Consider the following 20,095-nt stretch of genomic DNA (forward strand, 5'->3'; position numbering starts at 1 on the left):
GCCCCCCGTCGCGCCGAGCCTTCCGGCCAGGTAGACGGAGACGACGGATGATGATGCGACGTTGGATGGCTGGCGCGGCGATGGCCCTGGCGGTTCTCGGTGGCGCCCCGGCGCAGGCGCAGACCCTGACCATGGGCGTGCGGTCCCCCTTCAACATCGACCCGCACTTCATCTTCCTCGGCCCCAACATGGCGGCCTCCCGCCACATCTACGACACGCTGGTGAACCGCGACGCCGACAGCCGCTGGGTGCCCGGCCTGACCCTGTCCTGGACCGCGATCGCGCCGACGACCTGGGAGCTGAAGCTGCGCCCGGGCGTCACCTTCCAGGACGGCTCGCCCTTCACCGCCGAAGACGTCACCTTCTCCTTCCAGCGCATCCCCAACATCCCGGGCAACCCCGGCCCCTACACCCCCAACCTGCGCGGCATCACGCGGACGGAGGTCGTGGACCCGCTGACCATCCGCATCCACACCACCCAGCCCAACCCGGTGCTGCCCGGCCAGCTCACCAACGTCTTCATCGTCAGCCGCCGCGCCGCCGAAGGCGCCGGCCCCAGCGACTTCGCCTCCGGCCGCGCCGCCATCGGCACCGGCCCGTTCCGGCTGGAGCAGTTCCGCGGGCCGGAAGGCATGGATGTGGTCCGCAACGACACCTACTGGGGCGACAAGCCGCATTGGGCGCGGGTGCAGATCCGCGTCGCCGGCAACGACGCCTCCCGCACCGCGGCGCTGCTGGCCGGCGACCTGGACCTGATCGAGAACGTGCCGACCACCGATGCGGTGCGGCTGGAACGCTCGGATCGCGTCTCCGTCTTCAAGCGCCCCTCCGACCGCACCATGTTCCTGCTGCCGCATGTCGGCGCGGAGACGCTGCCGCTGATCACGGACAGCACCGGCCAGCCGCTAGACCGCAACCCCTTCCGCGACATCCGCGTGCGCCAGGCGCTGAGCCTCGCCATCAACCGGGAGGCCCTGGTCTCCCGCGCCATGGACGGCCAGGCGGTCGCCACCGGGCAGTTGGTGCCGGAGGGTTTCGGCGGCTACGACCCGGCCATCCCGACCCCCGCCTACGACCCCGACCGCGCCCGCGCCCTGCTCGAACAGGCCGGCTACCCGGAGGGCTTCGGCTTCACCGTCGGCTGTTCCAACAACCGCTACGTCAACGACAACCGCGTCTGCCAGGCGCTCGGCCAGATGTTCACCCGCGCCGGCTTCCAGGCGAAGGTCGAGACGCAACCCGGCTCGGTGTTCTTCACCCGCACCCAGGTCGGCCGCAACGACGTGCCACTGGTGCTGTTCGGCCAATCCTCCTCCTCCACCCGCGACGCCACGCATGTGCTGAGCCTCGCCATGCACAGCCAGCAGGTCTCGCGCGGCTTCGGGCAATCGAACCGCGGCGCCTTCAGCGATCCGGACCTCGACAAGCTGATCGAGGACGCGGCCTTCCGCATGGAGGGCGACCGCGAGGAAGCGCTGCGCATCGCGATGCGGGAGGCGATGCGCCTGCACGCCGGCATCCCGATCTACACCCAGATGACCATCGCCGCCGCCCGCCGCGGCATCACCTACACGCCGCGCCTGGATGAACAGATGGTCGCCATCCACGCGGTGCCGGCGCGATGACTGACACTCTCGCCTGCCTGCAGAGCCCTCTCCCCCCAACGGGGGGTTCGACGCACTGCGTCGAAGGTTGGGTGAGGGGGGCCACGCAACCTCCCGGAGGTATCGCCGCATGACGCCCTCCACCGGCCGCCCCACCATCGCCGGCACCCGCCACGCCATCAGCGCCGGCCACTACCTGGCCGCCGCCGCCGGCTTCGCCATCCTGGAAGCCGGCGGCAATGCGGTCGATGCCGGCTGCGCCGCCGGCCTCGCGCTCGGCGTGCTGCAACCGGACCTCGTCAGCGTCGCCGGCGTCGCGCCGATCCTGATCCGCAAGGCGGACGGCACGGTGGAATCCATCGCCGGACTCGGCCACTGGCCCGCCGCCACGCCGCCCGATGTCTTCATGCGCGAGCACGGCGGAAAAATGCCGCCCGGCGTCCGCCGCATGGTGGTGCCCGCAGCCCCCGATGCCTGGATCCAGGCCCTGGCCCGCCACGGCACGATGCGCTTCGGCGACATCGCCGCCGCCGCCATCCGCTTCGCCGCCGAAGGCTTCGCCTGCTACCCGCTGCTGCGCGAAAGCATCGGCGCGCATGAGGCGGAATACCGCACCTGGCCGCAGAACGCGGCGATCTTCCTGCCGGGCGGCGCTGTGCCGGTGCTCGGCCAGAAATTCGTCCAGACCGACCTTGCCCGCAGCCTGTCCTACATGGTGGACCAGGAACGCGCGGCGGCGGGGCAGGGCCGGGAGGCTGGGCTCCAGGCCGCGCATGACGCCTTCTACAAGGGCGACCTCGCCCGCCAGATCGTCCGCTACGTCCAGGCCGAGGGCGGCTTCCTCTCGGCCGAGGACCTCGCCACCTACCGCTCCCGCATCGAACCCGTCGTCTCCCGCCACTGGCGCGGCCACGAGATCCTCACCTGCGGCCCCTGGTGCCAGGGGCCCGCGCTGACCGAGGCGCTGCTGATCGCCGAACGCCTCGGCCTCGATGGCCTGGCGCACAACTCGCCCGAATACATCCACCTCATCGTGGAGGCCCTGAAGGGCGCGCTGGCGGACCGCGAGTACCATTTCGGCGATCCCGCCATGGTGGACGTGCCGCTCGACCAGCTTCTCTCGCCCGGCCACATCGCCGCCCGCGCCGCCGCCATCGACCTGAAGCGCGCGCACCCCGGCCTGCCGGAGCCCATCCTCGGCCGCGGCAACGCCCTGCCTGAACCCTCCAGGGCGCAGCTGCCGAAGGTCGAGGCCGACACCTCCTACGTCGCCGTGGTGGACCGCTGGGGCAACGCCTTCAGCGCGACGCCCTCCGACGGCTCCTGGAACGTGCCGGTCATCCCCGGCACCGGCCTCGTCGTCTCCGGCCGCGGCACGCAGAACCGCCCGGACCCGTCGCACCCCGCCGGCGTCGCCCCCGGCAAACGCCCGCGCCTGACCCCGAACCCGGCCATGGTGGTGACGAAGGAGGGCGGCGTGATGCCCTTCGGCACGCCGGGCGGCGACGTGCAGATCCAGGCCATGCTCCAGGTCATGCTCAACATCCTGCATTTCGGCATGGAGGTGCAGGACGCCATCGAGGCCCCCCGCGTCGCCAGCTATTCGTTTCCATCCTCCTTCGCCCCCTACGAGTACTTTCCTGGTCGCCTCGCCGTCGAATCCCGCATCCCGGTGGAAACCCGCGATGCGCTGGCGGCCCTGGGCCATGAGGTGAAACCCTGGCCCGACATGACCTGGCTCGCCGGCAGCGTGGAGGTGGTGCTGGACGACCCGGTCTCCGGACTGAAACGCGCCGGCGCCGACCCCCGCCGCCCCGCCTACGCCATCGCCATATGACCCACCAACCACAAAAGCCCTCTCCCCCTACTTCAGGGGGAGAGGGTTGGGTGAGGGGGGCTCACCTGGCTCGCCGCACCCTCCTCGCCACCCCCGCCCTCGCCGCGCTCCCCGCCCGCGCCCAATCCACACCCGTCGACCTCCTCCTCGTCCTCGCCATCGACGCCTCCGGCTCCATCGACGCCGATGAATTCGCCCTGCAACGCGACGGCATCGCCGAGGCCATCGCCCACCCCACCGTCCTCGCCGCCATCCGCTCCCGCCCGCGCGGCGCCCTCGGCGTCGCCCTGGTCGAATGGGGCTCCCCCGGCGGCGCCGCCACCGTCGTGGACTGGATGCGCGTGACCGACGCTGGCAGCGCGGACTCCGCCGCCGCCGCCATGCGCGACGCCCCCCGCTCCCGCCAATCCTACAACGCCATCGGCGACGCGCTGATCCACGCCACCGCCCTCATCGCCCGCGCCCCCTGGGCCGCCGAGGAACGCACCATCGACCTGTCCGGCGACGGCCCCGACATCCGCAGCCTCACCCCGGCCCCCATCGCCCGTGACCTCGCCGTGGCGCAGGGCATCATCGTCAACGGCCTGGCGATCGAGGCCAACTCCTCCTGGCGCGGCGGCCGCCTCAAGGCCGCCTATGAGCAGGACGTCATGGGCGGCCCCGGCGCCTTCGTCCTGCAGGCGGAGGACCGCCGGGACTTCGCCCGCGCCATGCGCGCCAAGCTGATCCGGGAGGTCGCGCTGCACCCGGCCGGGGCAGCCCCCGCCTAGAGCATTTTCAAGTCAGGCGGATACGCCTGACGGATCGGAAAATGCGCCAAATCAACAGCTAGGCCCGTTTCACCTGTGCATGGCGCAGGTGAAACGGCCCTAGCCCGCGGGCAGCCGCGCCACGCGGCCCGCCCGGGGGGGCCCCGTCGCCCCTTCCCACTGCCGATCAATTCGCCCAAGGTCAGTCCCGACATGGGGGACAAGGCTGGACGTGACCGAACAGGCCCGCGCTTTCGACGAGATGCACGAGAAGGACCATTCCGTCCGCCCCGCCTATGCCGGCATCGAGGCCTGGCTGAAGGCCCAGGGGCTGGAGGCGCTCGCCGCCAAGCGGGCGGAGGCGGAGGCGCTGTTCCGCCGCGTCGGCATCACCTTCGCCGTCTATGGGGAAGGCGGCGACCCCGAGCGCCTGATCCCCTTCGACATCATCCCCCGCATCCTCGCCCGCGCCGAATGGGACCGCCTGGCGCGCGGCCTGACCCAGCGCGTGCGCGCGCTGAACATGTTCATGGCCGATGTCTATGGCCCCCAGGAAATCCTGCGGGCCGGTATCGTCCCCTCCGCCCTGGTGCTGGACAACGAGGCCTATCGCCCGGAGATGCAGGGCTTCCGCCCCCCGGGCGGCATCTACAGCCACATCTCCGGCATCGACCTGGTGCGCACCGGCCCGGATGATTTCTACGTGCTGGAAGACAATTGCCGCACGCCCTCCGGCGTCTCCTACATGCTGGAAAACCGGGAGGCGATGCTGCGCCTGTTCCCCGGCCTGTGCTCCAGCCACCGCCTCGCCCCGGTGAACCATTATCCGGAAGACCTGCTGGAGACGCTGAAGGAAGCCGCACCGCCCAACTGCCGCGGCGAGCCCTGCGTCGCCATCCTCACCCCCGGCCACTTCAACAGCGCCTATTACGAACACTGCTTCCTGGCCGACGAGATGGGCGTGGAGGTCGTGGAAGGCGCCGACCTGTTCGTGCAGGACGACGTGGTCTTCATGCGCACCACCGCCGGCCCCAGGCGCGTGGACGTGCTGTACCGCCGGCTGGATGACGAATACCTCGACCCGAAGGTGTTCCGGCCGGACAGCATGCTGGGCGTGCCCGGCATCTTCGCCGCCTACCGCGCCGGCAACGTCACGCTGGCCAACGCCCCCGGCGCCGGCATCGCCGATGACAAGGCGATCTACCCCTTCGTGCCGGAGATGATCCGCTTCTACCTCGGCGAGGCGGCCCTCTTGCAGAACGTGCCGACCTTCCTGTGCGAGCGGGAGGAAGACCGCGCACATGTCCTCGCCAACATCGCGGACCTGGTGGTGAAGCTGGCGCGCGGCTCCGGCGGCTACGGCATGCTGATCGGCCCGCACAGCACGCCGGAACAGCGGGAGGAATTCGCCCGCCGCATCCTGGCCCGCCCGGCCGACTACATCGCCCAGCCGACGCTCGCTTTGTCCACCGTGCCGACCCTGTCCGGCGAGACCATCGCCCCCCGCCATGTCGACCTGCGTCCCTATGTGCTGACCGGCAAGGAAGTCCGCATCGTCCCCGGCGGCCTGACCCGCGTGGCGCTGCGGGAGGGCTCGCTGGTGGTGAACTCCTCGCAGGGCGGCGGCACCAAGGACACATGGGTGGTGGACGACGCACCCCGCCAGTCCCAGTCGCAGAGCCAGTCGCAATCCGGCGGCGGCTTCCAGTCCCAGTCGCAATCCCAGTCCCAGGGGAGCTAGCGAAAATGCTCTCCCGCACCGCCGACAGCCTGTTCTGGGTCGGCCGCTACACCGAACGCGCCGGCAACCTCGCCCGCGGCATGCAGGTCGCCCTCCGCATGGCCGGCCTAGGCTCCAGCCTCGGCGTGGAGGAGGGGCTGGTCGATGAATGGCACAGCCTGCTGGTCGCCGCCGGCGCCGAACCCGGCTTCATGGAAAACCACACGGAGGTCACGGCGGAGTCCGTGATCCGCTGGCTGGCGCTGGACCCGAAGAACCCGTCCTCCATCGCCAACTGCATCGAATCCGCCCGCGGCAACGGCCGCGCCGTGCGCACCGCGCTGACCGTCGACATGTGGGAGGCGCTGAACGACACCTGGCGCGAGATGCGCCTGCTGGCCCCCACCGCCACCGATGCGGACCGCCTGCCCGCCTTCCTCGACTGGGTCCGCGCCCGCACCCTGCTGTTCAACGGCGCCGCGGCCGACACCATGCTGCGCGACGACAGCTGGCGCTTCGTGCATCTCGGCGTGATGCTGGAACGCGCCGACAACACCGCGCGGCTGCTGGATGCCAAGCACCTGGCGCTGGACGGCACGGAGGCCGAGGGCGCCGTCGCCTATGCCCAGTGGCAGGCCCTGCTGCGCAGCGTCTCCGCGCTGCGGTCCTACCAATGGGTCTATCACACCCGCCTGCAGCCGAAGCTGGTGGCGGATCTGCTGATCCTGCGCCCGGAATTGCCGCGGTCCCTGCTGGCCTGCCACGCCCGCGTCGCGCAGGTGCTGGACCGCATCGCCGACTCGACCGGCGGCCGCCGCGGCGAATGCCACCGCCTGGCGGCGGAGGCCCATGCCAGGCTGCGCGACACCAACATCGACCGCATCCTGCAAGGCGGCCTGCACGCGTTCCTGACCACGATGATCGACCGCAACCTCGACCTCGGGCGGGAGATCGCGGATTTCTACCTGAACACATGACCTACTGCGTCGGTCTCCTCCTCGATGCCGGCCTGGTCATGCTGTCGGACACCCGCACCAACGCCGGCGTCGACAACATCTCGACCTTCGGCAAGACCTTCGTGGAGGAACAGCCGGGCGAGCGCGTGCTGGTCCTGCTGACCGCCGGCAACCTTGCCGTGACGCAGGCCGTCTGGAACCGCCTGCAGGAAGGTGTGCGCCTCGATGGCGAAATCACCACGCTGGCCCGCGTGCCCTCCATGTTCCGTGCCGCGCAACTCGTCGGCGCCGCGGTGCGGGAGGTGTTCGAGGCCGATGGTCCGGGCCTGCGCAGCCAGGGCCTGAATTTCGATGTCTCGATCCTGCTCGGCGGCCAGATCGGCCCGCAGCCGCCGCGCCTGTTCCTGGTCTACGCCGCCGGCAACTTCATCGAGGCGACGCGCGACACGCCCTTCCTCCAGGTCGGCGAGCACAAATACGGCAAGCCCATCCTGGACCGCGTGCTGGTCCCGGCCACGCCGCTCGCTGATGGCGTGACGCTGGCGCTGATCAGCATGGACAGCACGCTGCGCTCCAACCTGACCGTCGGCCTGCCGATCGACCTGACGGTGATCCGCCGCGACGCGCTGGCCACTGCCCTGCGCCGCCGCCTGACCGAGGAGGACCCCTACTTCGCCTTCCTGCGCCAGCGCTGGTCCGAAAGCCTGCGCGAGGCCTACCGCGCCCTGCCGCGCCCCGACTGGCTCGACCAATAAAAAACCCTCTCCCCGGGGCAGGGGAGAGGGCTGGGCGAGGGGGCTGGCGCCCGCCTCAGTAGCTCGGCCGCACCGTCACCGTCGGCGGCGGCGCGGCCGGCGCCACGACAGTCGGCGAGGCCTGCGGCACCACCAGCGTCGCCGGCTGCTGCGGCGCCGGCGGCGTGCGCTCGACATAGGTGCAGGCGCTGACCAGCAGCGCCGCGCCGGCGGTCAGCGCGAGGCCGGTGAGGCGGGTCGGAAGGGTGTTACGCATGGGCTTTCTCCATTCTGGAAGCCCGCCCTCAACCGCCAAGCCGACCATGTGGTTTCCGCATCGGCTTTGACGTTTGCGCGATGCAACGACCATGTCGGTTACGTCAAGGAATCGGCGCGTCGTTGCAAAACCTCAAAGCAGCGCGATCCGCAACACCCGAGACGCTGCAACGCGTTTCAGCCTCCACCGCCCCAGGAGGCCCCAGATGCGCCGCACTGCCCTTGCCCTGTCGCTGCTGCTTCCCGTCGCGCCCGCACTCGCGCAGGAACGCGCCACCGGCAGCGTCACCATCGAACAGCCCGCGCCGCAGCCGCGCGGCTTCACCGTCGAACGCGACGGCCAGACCATCGTCACGCCGGTGCCGCCCGGTGGCGCCGTCGACATCCGCGGCGCCAACGTCGTCATCGAGGAAGGCCCGCAGACCACTAGGCTGACGGTGCAGAACGACGTGCTGTTCGACTTCGACAAGGCGGATCTTCGGCCGGAAGCCACCGAGTCCCTGCAACGCGTCGCCGAGATCATCCGCCAGCGCCGCCCCCGCCAGGTCCGCATCCTCGGCCACACCGATGCGCTGGGCAGCGATGAATACAATCTGTCCCTGTCGCAGCGCCGCGCCCGCAGCGTCGAGCAATGGCTCGCGGCCCATGGCGGCGGGCTGCCGCCGATGGAAACCGTGGGCCGTGGCGAGGCCGACCCGGTCGCTCCGAACACCGTCGACGGCCGCGACAACCCGGAGGGCCGCCAGCGCAACCGCCGCGTCGAAGTCCTGCTCGACCGCTGAAAAAAGCCCTCTCCCCCCTCTCGGGGGGAGAGGGTCGGGTGAGGGGGTCTTCACCTAACAGTCGTCGGTGGCACGCCGATGCCCCGCCCCTCTACTCCAGAACTTCCTCGACTTCCGGCGCATCCGCGCGCCCATACAGATAGAACCCCTGCTTCCGATCCGGCGTCCACTCAGGATCGTCCCAGGCGATCATCTTCCCCGGGTTCAGCAGCCCGTGCGGATCGGATTCGCGCTTGAACTCCAACTGCTCCCCATCGATCCGCTTCATCCCGCCTTCCTCCAGCGTGAAGGCGTGCGGATTGAAGATCGGCGCGCCGGCATCCTCATGGATGCGGATGATCTCCTGCAGCCGTTCCTCCGTGGTGTAGCGCACAAGCTGCAACCCGAAGCAGGTCACCACGCCGCCCAGCCGCACGAACTCCAGATGCATCGGCACCTCGTCGCCGAACACCTGCTCCATCTTCGCGATCAGCTCGAAATGGTGCGGCGTCGGGAACAGCGTCTGCAGGTAGGTCAGGCTGCGATCCACCTTCAGCGCCTGCAAGGTCGTGTGATTCCAGGTGAACTCGTACAGCGGCGTCTCCGCCTGCTCCGTCGGCACGGCATACAGCTGCGTGCCGCCGAAGCGGGCCAGCAGGGGATTCAGCAGGTCGAGGAACGGCTCCGCCACCATCACCATGGCGCAGGCCATCCCCGGCGGCACGATCGGCTGGAACAGCTTGAAGTAGGTCTGCGCCACGCCGGGTGCCACGACGCCCGCCATCTTCTTGGCGATCCCGTCGCTCGCCACCAGCGCCTCGCAGAACCGCGCCGCCGACAGCGTGTCGGGGAAGCCTGCCAGCACATCCACCCAGTCCCAGGCCGGCGCGAGGGGCATCTCCACCTCGGTGATCACGCCGTTGGTGCCATAGGCGTGGTTCGCCTTGTCGATGTCGGTGCCACGCAACTCCAGCACGCGCGGTTCCGCCTCCATCGTCACCACCCGCAGGCCGAGGATGTTGCCGAACTCCCGCAGCTTGCCATAGGTGCAGGACCCGATGCCGGAGGATCCGCCGGCGATGAAGCCGCCGATGCTGGCGGTGCGCTTGGTGGAGGGATGGAAGCGCAGCTCGCCCCGCACCTCCCGCCGCGTCACCGCATCCAGGTCGATCAGCTTGCACCCGGCCTGCGCCCGCACCACGCCCGGCTTCACCCACACAACCTGGTTCAGCCCCATCAAATCCAGCACGATGCCGCCCTTCAACGGCATCGCCTGCCCGTAATTCCCGGTGCCCGCGCCGCGCGGCGTCAGCGGCACCTGGTGGCGCACGCAGGCGGCCATCACCGCCATCACCTCCGCCTCGTCGCGCGGGCAGGCCACCGCCTCCGCCGTCACGCCGTTCAACTGCCGCTTCAGCACGGGCGAGTACCAGAAGAAGTCCCGCGACCTCTGCCGCACCAGGGCAGGGTCGGTGATCCATTCGACAGATGGCAGTTCGGCCATCACGGCGGCGACGCTCATGCGGGGGTCTCCAGCGGAACGAAATCACGCATCTTGCCGGGGTTCAGCAGCCCCAGCGGATCGGTGCGCTGCTTGAAGCCGAGCTGGTCGCCCGGCACGCGGCGGTAGTTGCTGCCTTCCTCGATGGTCAGGACATGCGGGTTGGCGATGCCGATCCCCTGCGCCTCGAAGGCCGCCATGATCTCCGCCAGCCGCTCCGCACTGGTCCAGCGGATGACGGGCAGGGCGGACATGGTGATGCGGCCGCCGAAGCGGACGCATTCGGTGTGCATCCAGACCTCTTCCCGGTACGGCTCCCGCACCGCCTCCACCGCCTCCAGCGTGCCCTCGAAGGGGAAGCGGCATTGCAGGTAGGTGACGCCGCGGTCGCGCTTCAGCACCTGCAACGTCGTGTGATTCCAGCAGTATTCGTAGAACGGCGTGGTGCCGGGGTCGCGCTCCGCCTCCACGGTCGACTGCTCCGCGACGATGGTCCCGCCATGCTCGGCCGCCAGGTCGCGCAGCGCCCGCATCCCGGACGGCGCCACCATCACCAGCGCCAGCGCATGGCCTGTCGGAACGCTGTCCGCGATGGCGCGGAAGAAGGGCGGAAACTGGCTGTCGAAGACGCCGCACATCTTCTTCGGGATGCCATCCGCGAAGGCCAGCGCCAGCGCGAAGCGGCCGGCCTCGGGAAACGCGGGAAAGCTTACCGCCACGTCGCGCCACGCTTGCGCCGGCGTCAGCGGCAGGAACAGCCGCGTCAGCACGCCGGTCGTGCCATAGGTCCGGTTCACCGGCGCCGCCTCGTCGCCCTCCAGCTCCAGCACCACCGGCGGGTCCTGCATGGTGGCCACGCGTGCACCGAGCAGATTGCCGCGTTCCCGCAGCGTCCCGTGGCTGATCCCGCCGACCCCCGCGCCGCCACCGGCCACGAACCCGCCGATGGTCGCCGTGCGCTTGGTGGACGGCCACAGCCGCAGCTCCCACCCCCGCTCCCGCGCCCACAGATCGAGGTCGATCATCTTCGCCCCGGCCTCCACCTCCACCACGCCATCGTGCAGTGCCAACGGCCGGTCCATCGCCGTCATGTCGAGCACCACGCCGCCCTGCATCGGCACGCATTGCCCATAATTGCCGGTGCCGCCGCCGCGCACCGTCACCGGCACGCGCGCCGCGCGCGCCGCCGCCAGCACCCTCAGCACCTCCGCCTCGTCGCGCGGCCGGGCGAAGAGCTCGGCGGATTTGCCGTCGAGCTGCGCCTTCAGGATCGGGCTGTACCAGTAGAAGTCGCGGCTTTTCTGCCGCAGCAGCGCCCGGTCCGTCGAAAGCTCGATGCCGTCCAGCGCGGCGGCCAGCGCGCCGATGTCAGCCATGCGCGTCGGGCTCGTTCGCCAGGAAGGCCTCCGCATCAAATGCCGAGACCTGCGCCCACAGCGCCGCCATCCGCTCCGCCGCGAAATCCAGCAACTGCTCGCCGATCTCGGCCGTCGCCAGGCTGGCATCGCCCACGGCGCCGGCCGGGTTCAGATCCTGCGCCTGCCAGGCCAGCGGCGCCCCCGCATCCGGCGCCATCCCCGGCGCCGCATTGGCCACGCCCTGCCACCGGCTGACGAAGTTTTTCGCGACATTCATCCGCACCAGATCCGGCGTCAGCGCCAGCATCACGCTGGTCTCGTCGCGCCCGGCATGGATGCCGTACCTGCCCTCCACCGGGTCGCGCAGCGCCTCCGGCTTCCCCATCCGCGCCCACATGGCGTTGATCGCCAGGATGCCGTGCTGGATGCGGATGCGCCGGCAGGCGATGTCCAGCACCGAGACATTGCCGCCATGGCTGTTCACCACCACCAGCCGCTTCACCCCGGCCCGCGCCACGCTCGCGCCCATATCCGTGACAAGCGCCAGAAGCGTCTCCGGGCTGGTGGTGATGGTGCCGGGAAACCGCAGATGCTCCACCGAATTGCCCACGCATTGCGTCGGCAGCACCAGCACCGGCAGTTCGGCCGGGATCACCTTCAGCGTCCGCGCCACGACACCCTGGTTGATGGTGGTGTCCACCGAGACCGGCAGGTGCGGCCCATGCTGCTCGATCGAGGCCACCGGCAGCACCGCCACCGTATTCGGCGGCAGGTCGCGGAAGGCCGGCCAGGGCAGGTCCTGCCAGAAACGGGTGGGAAGCGCGGCCATGGCGGAACCTCTCGGGGCAGGGCGGAGATGGGGTGATATCGCGCCGGCGCGAGGGGGGCGAGGGGGCCGCCTGACCGCAACCCGACCTCCACGGTCTCGCCCCTGCACAAGCTGCGCGCAGCCTGCCTATCGAATCGGCGCACGGGCGCTACGCCACGTCCCGTCGCCGTCCCGCGCGCCATCTCCGCCCTTGCCGCGGCCCCGCCAGCTTTCGCACCCTGGCGCCCAGCCAAGGAGAGTTGGATGCGCCCCACCGAGACCCCGCTGCTGCGCCGCTTCTGGTACCCCGTCATGCCCGCCGCGCTGCTGATCGATGGCCCAAAACCCTTCCGCCTGCTCGGCCAGGACCTGGTGCTCTGGCTGGACGGAGACGGCACCCCCGCCGCCATGGACGACCGCTGCTGCCACCGCACCGCCAAACTCTCCAAGGGCTTCTACACCTCCGGCCGCCTCGCCTGCGGCTACCATGGCTGGGAATTCGCCGCCGATGGCCGCGTCATGCGCGTGCCGCAGCGCCCGGTGGACCGCCAGGGCGCCACCAACATGCGCGTCCCCGCCTACCGCGCCGCGCTGCGCTACGGCCACGTCTGGGTCGCGCTCGAGGACCCGCTGTTCGACCTGCCGGACTTCGAGGAGGAAGCGCTCGGCTTCCGCCGCATCGACGAATTCTACGAGGTCTGGACCACCGCCGGCCTGCGCCTGATGGAGAACAGCTTCGACAATGCCCACTTCGCCTTCGTCCACCGCGCCAGCTTCGGCGACCAGGGCCACCCCGAACCCGCGAAGCTGGAAATCGAGGAACACCCCGACGGCTTCATGATGATCACGGAGGTTCCGGTGCGGAACCCCGAGATCCAGAAGAAGGTCCTGAACATGGACAGCGACACCACCGTCCGCCACATGCGCGGCCGCTGGTACGCCCCCTTCCTGCGCAAGCTGCGCATCGTCTACCCCAACGGCCTCAGCCACTCGATCGTCACCTGCGCCACGCCGATCGACGACGCCTCCTCCATGGTCGTGCAGTTCGTCTTCCGCAACGACACCGAGGCTGATGCCAAGGCCGCCGACGTCATCGCCTTCGACCGCCTCGTCACCGACGAGGACCGCGACATCCTGGAATCCACCGACCCGGACGTGCCGCTCGACCAGACGGGCATCGAGATGAACATGCCCTCCGACCGCCCCGGCGTGCTGATGCGCCGGATGCTGGCCGTGATGATTGCCCGGCAGGCCGAAGCCGTGCCGGCCCAATGAAGTTTCGGCAATCCGCATTCCCCCGCTGACAGCGGGACGAGGTTCGGCTATGCGACCGCTATCGCAAGGAGCCTTGGCATGTCGAAGAAGTTTCTGACGGACGTCATCGTGCAGTCCACCGAAATGCCGGCGAACGCCGCCGGCAAGCTGGCCGCCGACATCATCGCCGCGATCAAGACGGAAATCGTCCAGTCCGGCCGCTTCACCATCCCCGATTTCGGCGCTTTCAGCGTGCGGGAGACCGCCAAGCGCACCGCCCTCAACCCGCGCACCGGCGAGAAGGTGGCCGTGAAGGCCGGCGCCACCGTTCGCTTCAAGGCCAGCAAGGCCCTGAAGGAATCGGCGCTCGCCGGCGTCAAGAAGGCCAAGCGCAAGGCCAAGGCCTGACCTGAAGCCCTCTCCCCCCTTTGGGGGGAGAGGGTTTGGGTGAGGGGACTCGCCCTACAGCCCCGCCTGGCTGACGAACTTCGTGTTCAGATACGCCTCGATCGCCTCCGACCCACCCTCGGAGCCGTAGCCGGAATCCTTCATCCCGCCGAACGGCACCTCCGGCAGCGCCAGGCCGAGGTGGTTGATGGTCATCATCCCCGACTCGACCCGCGCCGCCACCGCATTCGCCGTCTTGGCGCTGCGCGTGAAGGCGTAGGAGGCCAGGCCGAAGGGCAGCCGGTTCGCCTCGTCCACCACCTCGTCCAGGTCGGTGAAGGAGGAGATCATGGCGAGCGGCCCGAACGGCTCCTCGTTCATCATCCGCGCCTCCTTGTTGACGCCGGTGATGACGGTGGGCTGATAGAAATAGCCCTTGTTGCCGATGCGCTCGCCGCCGGTGTGCACCTCCGCCCCGCGCTGCCGGGCGTCGGCCACCAGGCCCTCGATCCAGGGCACGCGCCGCTCATGCGCCAGCGGGCCCATCTGCGTATCCGCATCCATCCCGGCGCCGACCTTCATGCCCTTGGCAATGGCGGTGAAGCGCTCGACGAACTCGGGATAGGACTTCTCCTGCACCAGGAACCGCGTGGGCGACACGCAGACCTGCCCGGCATTGCGGAACTTGGCACCCGCCAGCGTCTTCGCCGCGTGTTCCAGATCCGCATCGTCGAACACGATGGCCGGCGCATGGCCGCCCAACTCCATCGTCACCCGCTTCATGTGCAGCCCGGCCAGTGCCGACAACTGCTTGCCGATCGGCGTGGAGCCCGTGAAGGTGACCTTCCGGATCACCGGATGCGGGATCAGGTACTCGCTGATCTCCGCCGGCACGCCATAGACAAGGTTCGCGACCCCAGCCGGCAGCCCCGCATCGGCGAAGGCACGGATCAGCGCGGCCGGCGAGGCCGGCGTCTCCTCCGGCGCCTTGACGATGATCGAACAGCCCGTGGCCAGCGCCGCGGACAGCTTGCGGACCACCTGGTTGATCGGGAAGTTCCACGGCGTGAAGGCCGCGACCGGCCCGACCGGCTCCTTCACCACCAGCTGGTACACGCCCTCCGCCCGCGCCGGGATCACGCGGCCATAGGCGCGGCGCGATTCCTCGGCGAACCAGTCGATGATGTCGGCGGCCGCCATCACCTCCATCTTGGCTTCCGCCAGCGGCTTGCCCTGTTCCAGCGTCATCAGCCGCGCCGTCTCATCCGCCCGCGAGCGGAAGATGTCGGCAGCCTTCCGCATCAGCTTGGAGCGGTCATAGGCCGAGACCTTCTTCCACACGACGAAGCCCTTCGCCGCCGCCTCCAGCGCCTCGTCCAGGTCGTCCTTCGAGGCATGCGCGACCTGGCCGATCACTTCCTCGGTGGCCGGGTTCAGCACCGGCAGGCTGCGGCCGCCGCGCGCGTCGCGCCAGGTTCCGGCGATGAAAAGCTGCGTATTGGGGTACATGCGCGTCTCCTGAATCAGCAAAGCCCCATAAGGGGCGCTTGGGGTGAGATTGCCAGGGGCCGGGGCAGGGGGGAACCATCCCCCCTGCAAGGCGAGGCCTCAGCTGTTCGGGCCACGCTCCATCGCATAGGGCTGCCAGCGACGCAGCCCCGAATCGGGCAGCACCGTCGGGTTGACGCAGGACATCGGCCAGCGCCCGGACAGCACCAGCGCCAATTCCTGCCCCGCCCGCCGCTTGCGCGCCTCGTCGAACCGCGCCGAGGCCGAGGCATTGTGCGGCGACAGGATCACATGCGGCATGGACAGCAGCGGGTTGTCTGTCTTCGCCGGCTCCACCTCGAACACATCCAGGCCGGCGCCCGCGATCTGCTTGCTGGACAGCGCCTGGATCAGCGCCGCCTCGTCCACCGTCGGGCCGCGACCCGTGTTGATGAAGATCGCCGTCTTCTTCATCTTCGCGAAGTGCTTCGTGGTCAGCATCTTCATCGAATCCGGCGTCGCCGGCGCGTGCATGGACACGAAGTCGGACTGCGTCAGCACCTCGTCCAGGCTCGCCGGCACCACGCCGAGCATCGACATGGTCAGCTCATCCACGAACGGGTCATACGCCACCATCCGCAGCCCGAAGGCACGCGCACGCAGCGCCACCAGCCGCGCGACGCGGCCGAAGGCGACGAAGCCCAGCGTCTGGCCCATCAGCCGCGGCACGTTCAGCAATTGCGGCCGGCCCTCCGCCCAGCGGCCCTCGCGCACCATGCGGTCCTGCTCGATGGCGCGGCGATGCGTCGCCAGCAGCAGCATCATGGCGTGGTCCGCCACCTCCTCGATGAAGGTGTCCGGGCAGTTCGTCACCGGAATGCCCTGCTTCGTCGCGGCCACCACGTCCACGTAATCCACGCCGACCGTCGCGCAGGTGATGACCTTCACGGTCTTCATCGCCTCGATCATGCGGCCGGAAATCCGCATGCCCTTGGCATAGACCGCATCGGCACCGTCGACGGCCTTGATGAAGTCATCCTCCGTCGCGGGACATTCCACGATTTCCGCGCCGAGTTTCTCCAGCGCCTCCATCTCCAGCCCGTAGCCACCGCCGGCGACGGTGAAGGAAGCCCCCGCGGGCGTCAGGATCTTCGGCTTTGTCATCTTGGTGCGTTCCTCTTGCGTTGCCGAAAACTCGCACGGGGCAGGGGGGCCGACAAGCGCGCGGGCCGCTGCTAGGCTGCATGACAGGGTTACGAAACGCGGAGGAACGACCATGGCAGCACTGTCCGGCAAGATCGCCTGGATCACCGGCGCCGGCAGCGGCATCGGCGAGGCCGCCGCACTTGCGCTCGCCGAGCACGGCGCGGAGGTCGTCCTCACCGGCCGCCGCGCCGCACCGCTGGAGGACGTGGCCGCGCGCATCACGGCGAAGGGCGGCACCGCCCATGTGCAGCCCGCCGACATGATGGTGGCCAGCGCCGTGCAGGCCATCGGCGGCTTCATCGCCGAGAAGTTCGGCCGCCTCGACATCCTGGTGAACAACGCCGGCCTGAACATCCAGCCGCGCCGCTGGGCCGTGCTGACGCCGGAAGGGGTGGACGAACTGGTCCGCGGCAACCTCAACTCCGCCTTCTACGCCGTCACGGTGGCGCTGCCGCTGATGCGGCCGCAGAAGGACGGCGTGCTGATCCACACCGCCTCCATGGCCGGCCGCAACATCTCCATGCTGTCCGGCGCCGGCTACACCGCCGCCAAGCACGGCGTGGTGGCGATGAGCCACACCATCAACATGGAGGAAGGCATCAACGGCATCCGCAGCTGCGCCGTGCTGCCCGGTGAGGTCGCGACCCCGATCCTCGACAAGCGCCCGAACCCGGTGAGCCCGGAGGAACGCGCGCGCATGGTGCAATCCGAGGATGTCGGCGACCTGATCCGCTACGTCGCCATGCTGCCGAAGCACGTCACGATCAACGAGGTCTGGATCACCCCGACCCACAACCGCAGCTACGTCGCGGCGCTGAACCAGAAGCTGTAGCGGCTTATTCTTCCGGCTGGCCCGGAAATGGCGCGGCTTGCAGAAGCCGCGCCAGGTGCGCCGCGCTCGCGGCCATCATCGCCGCGGTCTGCTTCGTCTTGTCCGGCACCGGGTCCAGGTCCTTGAAGTCCACCGACCCCATCGCCTCGCCCACCCAGTAGCAACTGGCCGAGGGCGGGATGGTCCAGCCCACGTCATTCAGCGCCTGGTAGATCTGCGCCGCGCAGGCATGCGCACCGTCCTCGTTGCCCACGATGGCGGTGACGGCGACCTTGCCATAGCTCGGCATGCGGCCCTTGTCGTCGGTTTCCGAAATGAATGCGTCCATCCGTTCCAGCACCCGCTTCGCGACGCTGCTGGGCTGGCCGAGCCAGATCGGCCCGCCGAAGATCAGGATGTCGTGCTGCAGGATCTTCGCCCGCAGCGCCGGCCAGGCATCGCCCGGCCCTTCGTCGGAGGTGACGCCCGGCTTGATGTCCAGCGCCGCGACCCGCACCGTCTCGGTCACCTGCACGCCCTGCCGGGTGAAAGCCGCGTTCACCACGGCCAGCATCGCCTCGGTGGAAGACGCCGCGCCGGCATCCGGCTTCAGCGTGCAGTTCAGCGCAATGGCCTTGAGCGGCATCATCGGTCTCCCGTTCCGGCGGGCTAAGCGCCGGAACGGCAGGCCGGTTCCCGCCGCTACTCCTTCACCGCCCCGGTCAGGGAGGACACGTAGTAGTCCACGAAGAAGGAATAGAAGATCGCCACCGGGAGCGACCCGAGCAGCGATCCCGCCATCAGCGCGCCCCACTGGTAAACGTCGCCCGTTACCAACTCCGTCAGGATCGCCACGGGCACGGTCTTGTTCTCGCTGCTCTGGATGAAGGCCAGCGCGTAGATGAACTCGTTCCAGGACAGCGTGAAGCTGAAGATGCCGGCCGAGATCAGCCCGGGCACCGCCAGCGGCAGCGTGATCTGCCACAGGATCTGCAGCCGCGTCGCGCCATCGATCAGCGCGCATTCCTCCAGCTCGAACGGGATCGACTTGAAGTAGCCGATCAGCAGCCAGGTGCAGAACGGGATCAGGAAGGTCGGGTAGGTCAGGATCAGCGCGAAGGGCGTGTCGAACAGCCCAAGCTGGAACACCATCGTCGCCAGCGGGATGAACAGGATCGAGGGCGGCACCAGGTAGGCCAGGTAGATCGCCAGCCCGACATACTGGCTGCCCTGGAAGCGCAGCCGCTGGATGGCATAGGCCGCCAGCGTGCTGGCGAACAGCGACAGGATGGTGGCGCAGACCGAGACGAGCATCGTCGTCATCAGCCACTTCGGATAGGCCGTGTTGAACAGCAGCAGCCGGATGTGGTCCAGCGTGGGCGAGCTGATCCAAAACGGGTTGTGCTCGGCGAAGTTGTACAGTTCCGCATTCGGTTTGAACGCCGTTACCGTCATCCAGTAGAACGGAAACAGCAGAATGAACACGAAGCAGGCCAGCGGCAGGTACAGCAATGCGAAGCGCCGCGACTTGCTGTCCCAGGACATCGTCTCCGGCTGGGCGGAAGACGCGTTGGTCGCCTTCGGCTCGGGGCTCACGGCGGCGGCGTCAGTCATTGCCCTCTCCCTGCTGCCACTTGCGCCGCGCCAGGCCGTAGTAGCTGAACAGCGTGGCGAAGACGAGGAACGGGATCATGGAGACCGCGATCGCCGCACCCTCGCCAAGCTGCCCGCCCTGGATGCCGCGCTGGAAGGCCAGCGTCGCCAACAGATGCGTCGAATTCACCGGCCCGCCGCGCGTGATGGCGTAGACCAGCTGGAAGTCGGTGAAGGTGAAGATGATGGAGAAGGTCATCACGATGGCCAGGATCGGCAGCAGCATCGGGAAGGTGATGTAGCGGAACCGCTGCCACCCGCTCGCCCCATCCAGCAGCGCCGCCTCGTACAGCGATGGCGAGATGGTCTGCAAGCCGGCAAGCAGCGAGATCGCGACGAACGGAATGCCGCGCCAGATATTCGCCGCGATCAGCGACCAGCGCGCCGGCCAGGCGGTGTTGATGAAATCGATATTCGTCTCGCGCCAGCCCAGCATCTCCACGAAGACATAGGAGATGATGGAGAATTGCGGGTCATAGATCCACCAGAAGGCGATGGCGGAAAGCACGGTCGGCACGATCCAGGGCAGCAGGATGATGGCGCGCAGCATGGACTTGAACGGCACGTGCTGGTTCAGCAGCAGCGCCAGCCAGAGCCCGAGCGCGAATTTTCCGATCGTCGCGACGCCGGTGTAGAACACGCTGTAGAATACGGCGTTCCAGAAGATCGGGTCGTCCATCAGCCAGACGAAATTCTCGATGCCGATCCAGATGCCCTCGCGCCCGATCGTCGTATCGGTGAAGGCCAGCCAGATGCCGAGGCCCAGCGGATAGGTCAGGAAGGTCATCAGCAGCCCGACCGCGGGCAGCAGGCAGACGAAGGCCAGGAACGGCTTCCAGTCGAACAGCCGCGAAAGCGCGCCCTGCTTCGGGCGCATTTTGGTCCAGACCGGGGCGGCGGCGGCGGTTGTCGCGGACATGGCCAGGTTCCAGAAGGCGGTCGGGGGGGGGGGGGGGGGGGGGGGGGGGGGGGGGGGGGGGGGGGGGGGGGGG

The 20,095-nt window shown here is 69.2% G+C and carries 19 protein-coding genes; 10 read left to right on the forward strand and 9 right to left on the reverse strand.

Annotated elements, in window-relative coordinates:
- Positions 1-47: 47 nt before the first annotated feature.
- From ACFHPP_RS25285 to ACFHPP_RS25310, 6 genes are all read left to right on the forward strand, one after another.
- Entirely contained in the window at positions 48-1,625 is a 1,578-nt protein-coding gene (locus tag ACFHPP_RS25285) for an ABC transporter substrate-binding protein (RefSeq protein WP_437166013.1), read from the forward strand.
- 109 nt (positions 1,626-1,734) lie between these two features.
- On the forward strand, positions 1,735-3,441 hold the full coding sequence (locus ACFHPP_RS25290; protein ID WP_437166014.1) for a gamma-glutamyltransferase family protein: 1,707 nt from the start codon (positions 1,735-1,737) through the stop codon (positions 3,439-3,441).
- A gap of 50 nt (positions 3,442-3,491) precedes the next feature.
- Positions 3,492-4,211, forward strand: a complete 720-nt coding sequence (locus tag ACFHPP_RS25295; RefSeq protein ID WP_437166015.1) for a DUF1194 domain-containing protein — start codon at positions 3,492-3,494, stop codon at positions 4,209-4,211.
- 241 nt (positions 4,212-4,452) lie between these two features.
- The gene (locus ACFHPP_RS25300; RefSeq protein ID WP_437166031.1) at positions 4,453-5,931 is read left to right on the forward strand and encodes a circularly permuted type 2 ATP-grasp protein; all 1,479 of its coding nucleotides are present in this window, start codon (positions 4,453-4,455) and stop codon (positions 5,929-5,931) included.
- Between the two features lie 5 nt (positions 5,932-5,936).
- Positions 5,937-6,887: an alpha-E domain-containing protein gene (locus ACFHPP_RS25305; protein WP_437166016.1), complete on the forward strand. Its 951-nt coding sequence runs from the start codon at positions 5,937-5,939 to the stop codon at positions 6,885-6,887.
- On the forward strand, positions 6,884-7,621 hold the full coding sequence (locus tag ACFHPP_RS25310) for a peptidase (protein WP_437166017.1): 738 nt from the start codon (positions 6,884-6,886) through the stop codon (positions 7,619-7,621). Before ACFHPP_RS25305 ends, ACFHPP_RS25310 begins: the two co-directional genes overlap by 4 nt.
- Positions 7,622-7,676: 55 nt before the next feature.
- On the opposite strand, the gene ACFHPP_RS25315 is transcribed toward ACFHPP_RS25310, so the two are convergent.
- On the reverse strand, positions 7,677-7,877 hold the full coding sequence (locus ACFHPP_RS25315) for a hypothetical protein (protein ID WP_437166018.1): 201 nt from the start codon (positions 7,875-7,877) through the stop codon (positions 7,677-7,679).
- Positions 7,878-8,082: 205 nt separating this feature from the next.
- Here ACFHPP_RS25315 and ACFHPP_RS25320 point away from each other — a divergent pair, with 205 nt between their 5' ends.
- Positions 8,083-8,658, forward strand: a complete 576-nt coding sequence (locus tag ACFHPP_RS25320; RefSeq protein ID WP_437166019.1) for an OmpA family protein — start codon at positions 8,083-8,085, stop codon at positions 8,656-8,658.
- 91 nt (positions 8,659-8,749) lie between these two features.
- On the opposite strand, the gene ACFHPP_RS25325 is transcribed toward ACFHPP_RS25320, so the two are convergent.
- The 3 genes from ACFHPP_RS25325 to ACFHPP_RS25335 are packed head-to-tail and all read right to left on the reverse strand — an operon-like array spanning position 8,750 to position 12,325.
- Complete coding sequence (locus ACFHPP_RS25325) at positions 8,750-10,159, reverse strand: FAD-binding oxidoreductase (protein ID WP_437166020.1); 1,410 nt, start codon at positions 10,157-10,159, stop codon at positions 8,750-8,752.
- Entirely contained in the window at positions 10,156-11,514 is a 1,359-nt protein-coding gene (locus ACFHPP_RS25330) for an FAD-binding oxidoreductase (protein ID WP_437166021.1), read from the reverse strand. Before ACFHPP_RS25330 ends, ACFHPP_RS25325 begins: the two co-directional genes overlap by 4 nt.
- On the reverse strand, positions 11,507-12,325 hold the full coding sequence (locus tag ACFHPP_RS25335) for a creatininase family protein (protein WP_437166022.1): 819 nt from the start codon (positions 12,323-12,325) through the stop codon (positions 11,507-11,509). The genes ACFHPP_RS25330 and ACFHPP_RS25335 overlap by 8 nt, the downstream gene beginning before the upstream one ends.
- Before the next feature lie 243 nt (positions 12,326-12,568).
- Here ACFHPP_RS25335 and ACFHPP_RS25340 point away from each other — a divergent pair, with 243 nt between their 5' ends.
- Together ACFHPP_RS25340 and ACFHPP_RS25345 are read left to right on the forward strand one after the other, a co-directional pair.
- Complete coding sequence (locus ACFHPP_RS25340) at positions 12,569-13,579, forward strand: Rieske 2Fe-2S domain-containing protein (RefSeq protein WP_437166023.1); 1,011 nt, start codon at positions 12,569-12,571, stop codon at positions 13,577-13,579.
- 78 nt (positions 13,580-13,657) lie between these two features.
- The gene (locus ACFHPP_RS25345; RefSeq protein WP_437166024.1) at positions 13,658-13,966 is read left to right on the forward strand and encodes an HU family DNA-binding protein; all 309 of its coding nucleotides are present in this window, start codon (positions 13,658-13,660) and stop codon (positions 13,964-13,966) included.
- A 54-nt stretch (positions 13,967-14,020) separates the two neighbouring features.
- On the opposite strand, the gene ACFHPP_RS25350 is transcribed toward ACFHPP_RS25345, so the two are convergent.
- Both ACFHPP_RS25350 and ACFHPP_RS25355 read right to left on the reverse strand, forming a co-directional pair.
- Positions 14,021-15,454: an NAD-dependent succinate-semialdehyde dehydrogenase gene (locus ACFHPP_RS25350; RefSeq protein WP_437166025.1), complete on the reverse strand. Its 1,434-nt coding sequence runs from the start codon at positions 15,452-15,454 to the stop codon at positions 14,021-14,023.
- 99 nt (positions 15,455-15,553) lie between these two features.
- Positions 15,554-16,597, reverse strand: coding sequence for a C-terminal binding protein (locus ACFHPP_RS25355; RefSeq protein WP_437166026.1), 1,044 nt, complete (start codon positions 16,595-16,597; stop codon positions 15,554-15,556).
- 112 nt (positions 16,598-16,709) lie between these two features.
- Between ACFHPP_RS25355 and ACFHPP_RS25360 the strand changes: the two genes are divergently transcribed.
- Complete coding sequence (locus ACFHPP_RS25360) at positions 16,710-17,471, forward strand: SDR family oxidoreductase (protein ID WP_437166027.1); 762 nt, start codon at positions 16,710-16,712, stop codon at positions 17,469-17,471.
- Between the two features lie 4 nt (positions 17,472-17,475).
- Here the strand turns inward: ACFHPP_RS25360 and ACFHPP_RS25365 are convergent, their stop codons facing one another.
- Genes ACFHPP_RS25365 through ACFHPP_RS25375 form a run of 3 tightly spaced genes read right to left on the reverse strand, consistent with a single transcriptional unit; the run spans position 17,476 to position 20,022 of the window.
- On the reverse strand, positions 17,476-18,099 hold the full coding sequence (locus tag ACFHPP_RS25365; RefSeq protein WP_437166028.1) for a flavodoxin family protein: 624 nt from the start codon (positions 18,097-18,099) through the stop codon (positions 17,476-17,478).
- 53 nt (positions 18,100-18,152) lie between these two features.
- A complete protein-coding gene (locus ACFHPP_RS25370; protein WP_437166029.1) occupies positions 18,153-19,064 on the reverse strand; it encodes a carbohydrate ABC transporter permease in 912 nt (303 codons plus the stop codon).
- On the reverse strand, positions 19,057-20,022 hold the full coding sequence (locus ACFHPP_RS25375; RefSeq protein ID WP_437166030.1) for a carbohydrate ABC transporter permease: 966 nt from the start codon (positions 20,020-20,022) through the stop codon (positions 19,057-19,059). The genes ACFHPP_RS25370 and ACFHPP_RS25375 overlap by 8 nt, the downstream gene beginning before the upstream one ends.
- Positions 20,023-20,095 lie beyond the last annotated feature (73 nt).

The sequence above is a fragment of the Falsiroseomonas sp. E2-1-a20 genome (genome assembly GCF_051433195.1).
Lineage (GTDB): Bacteria > Pseudomonadota > Alphaproteobacteria > Acetobacterales > Acetobacteraceae > Falsiroseomonas.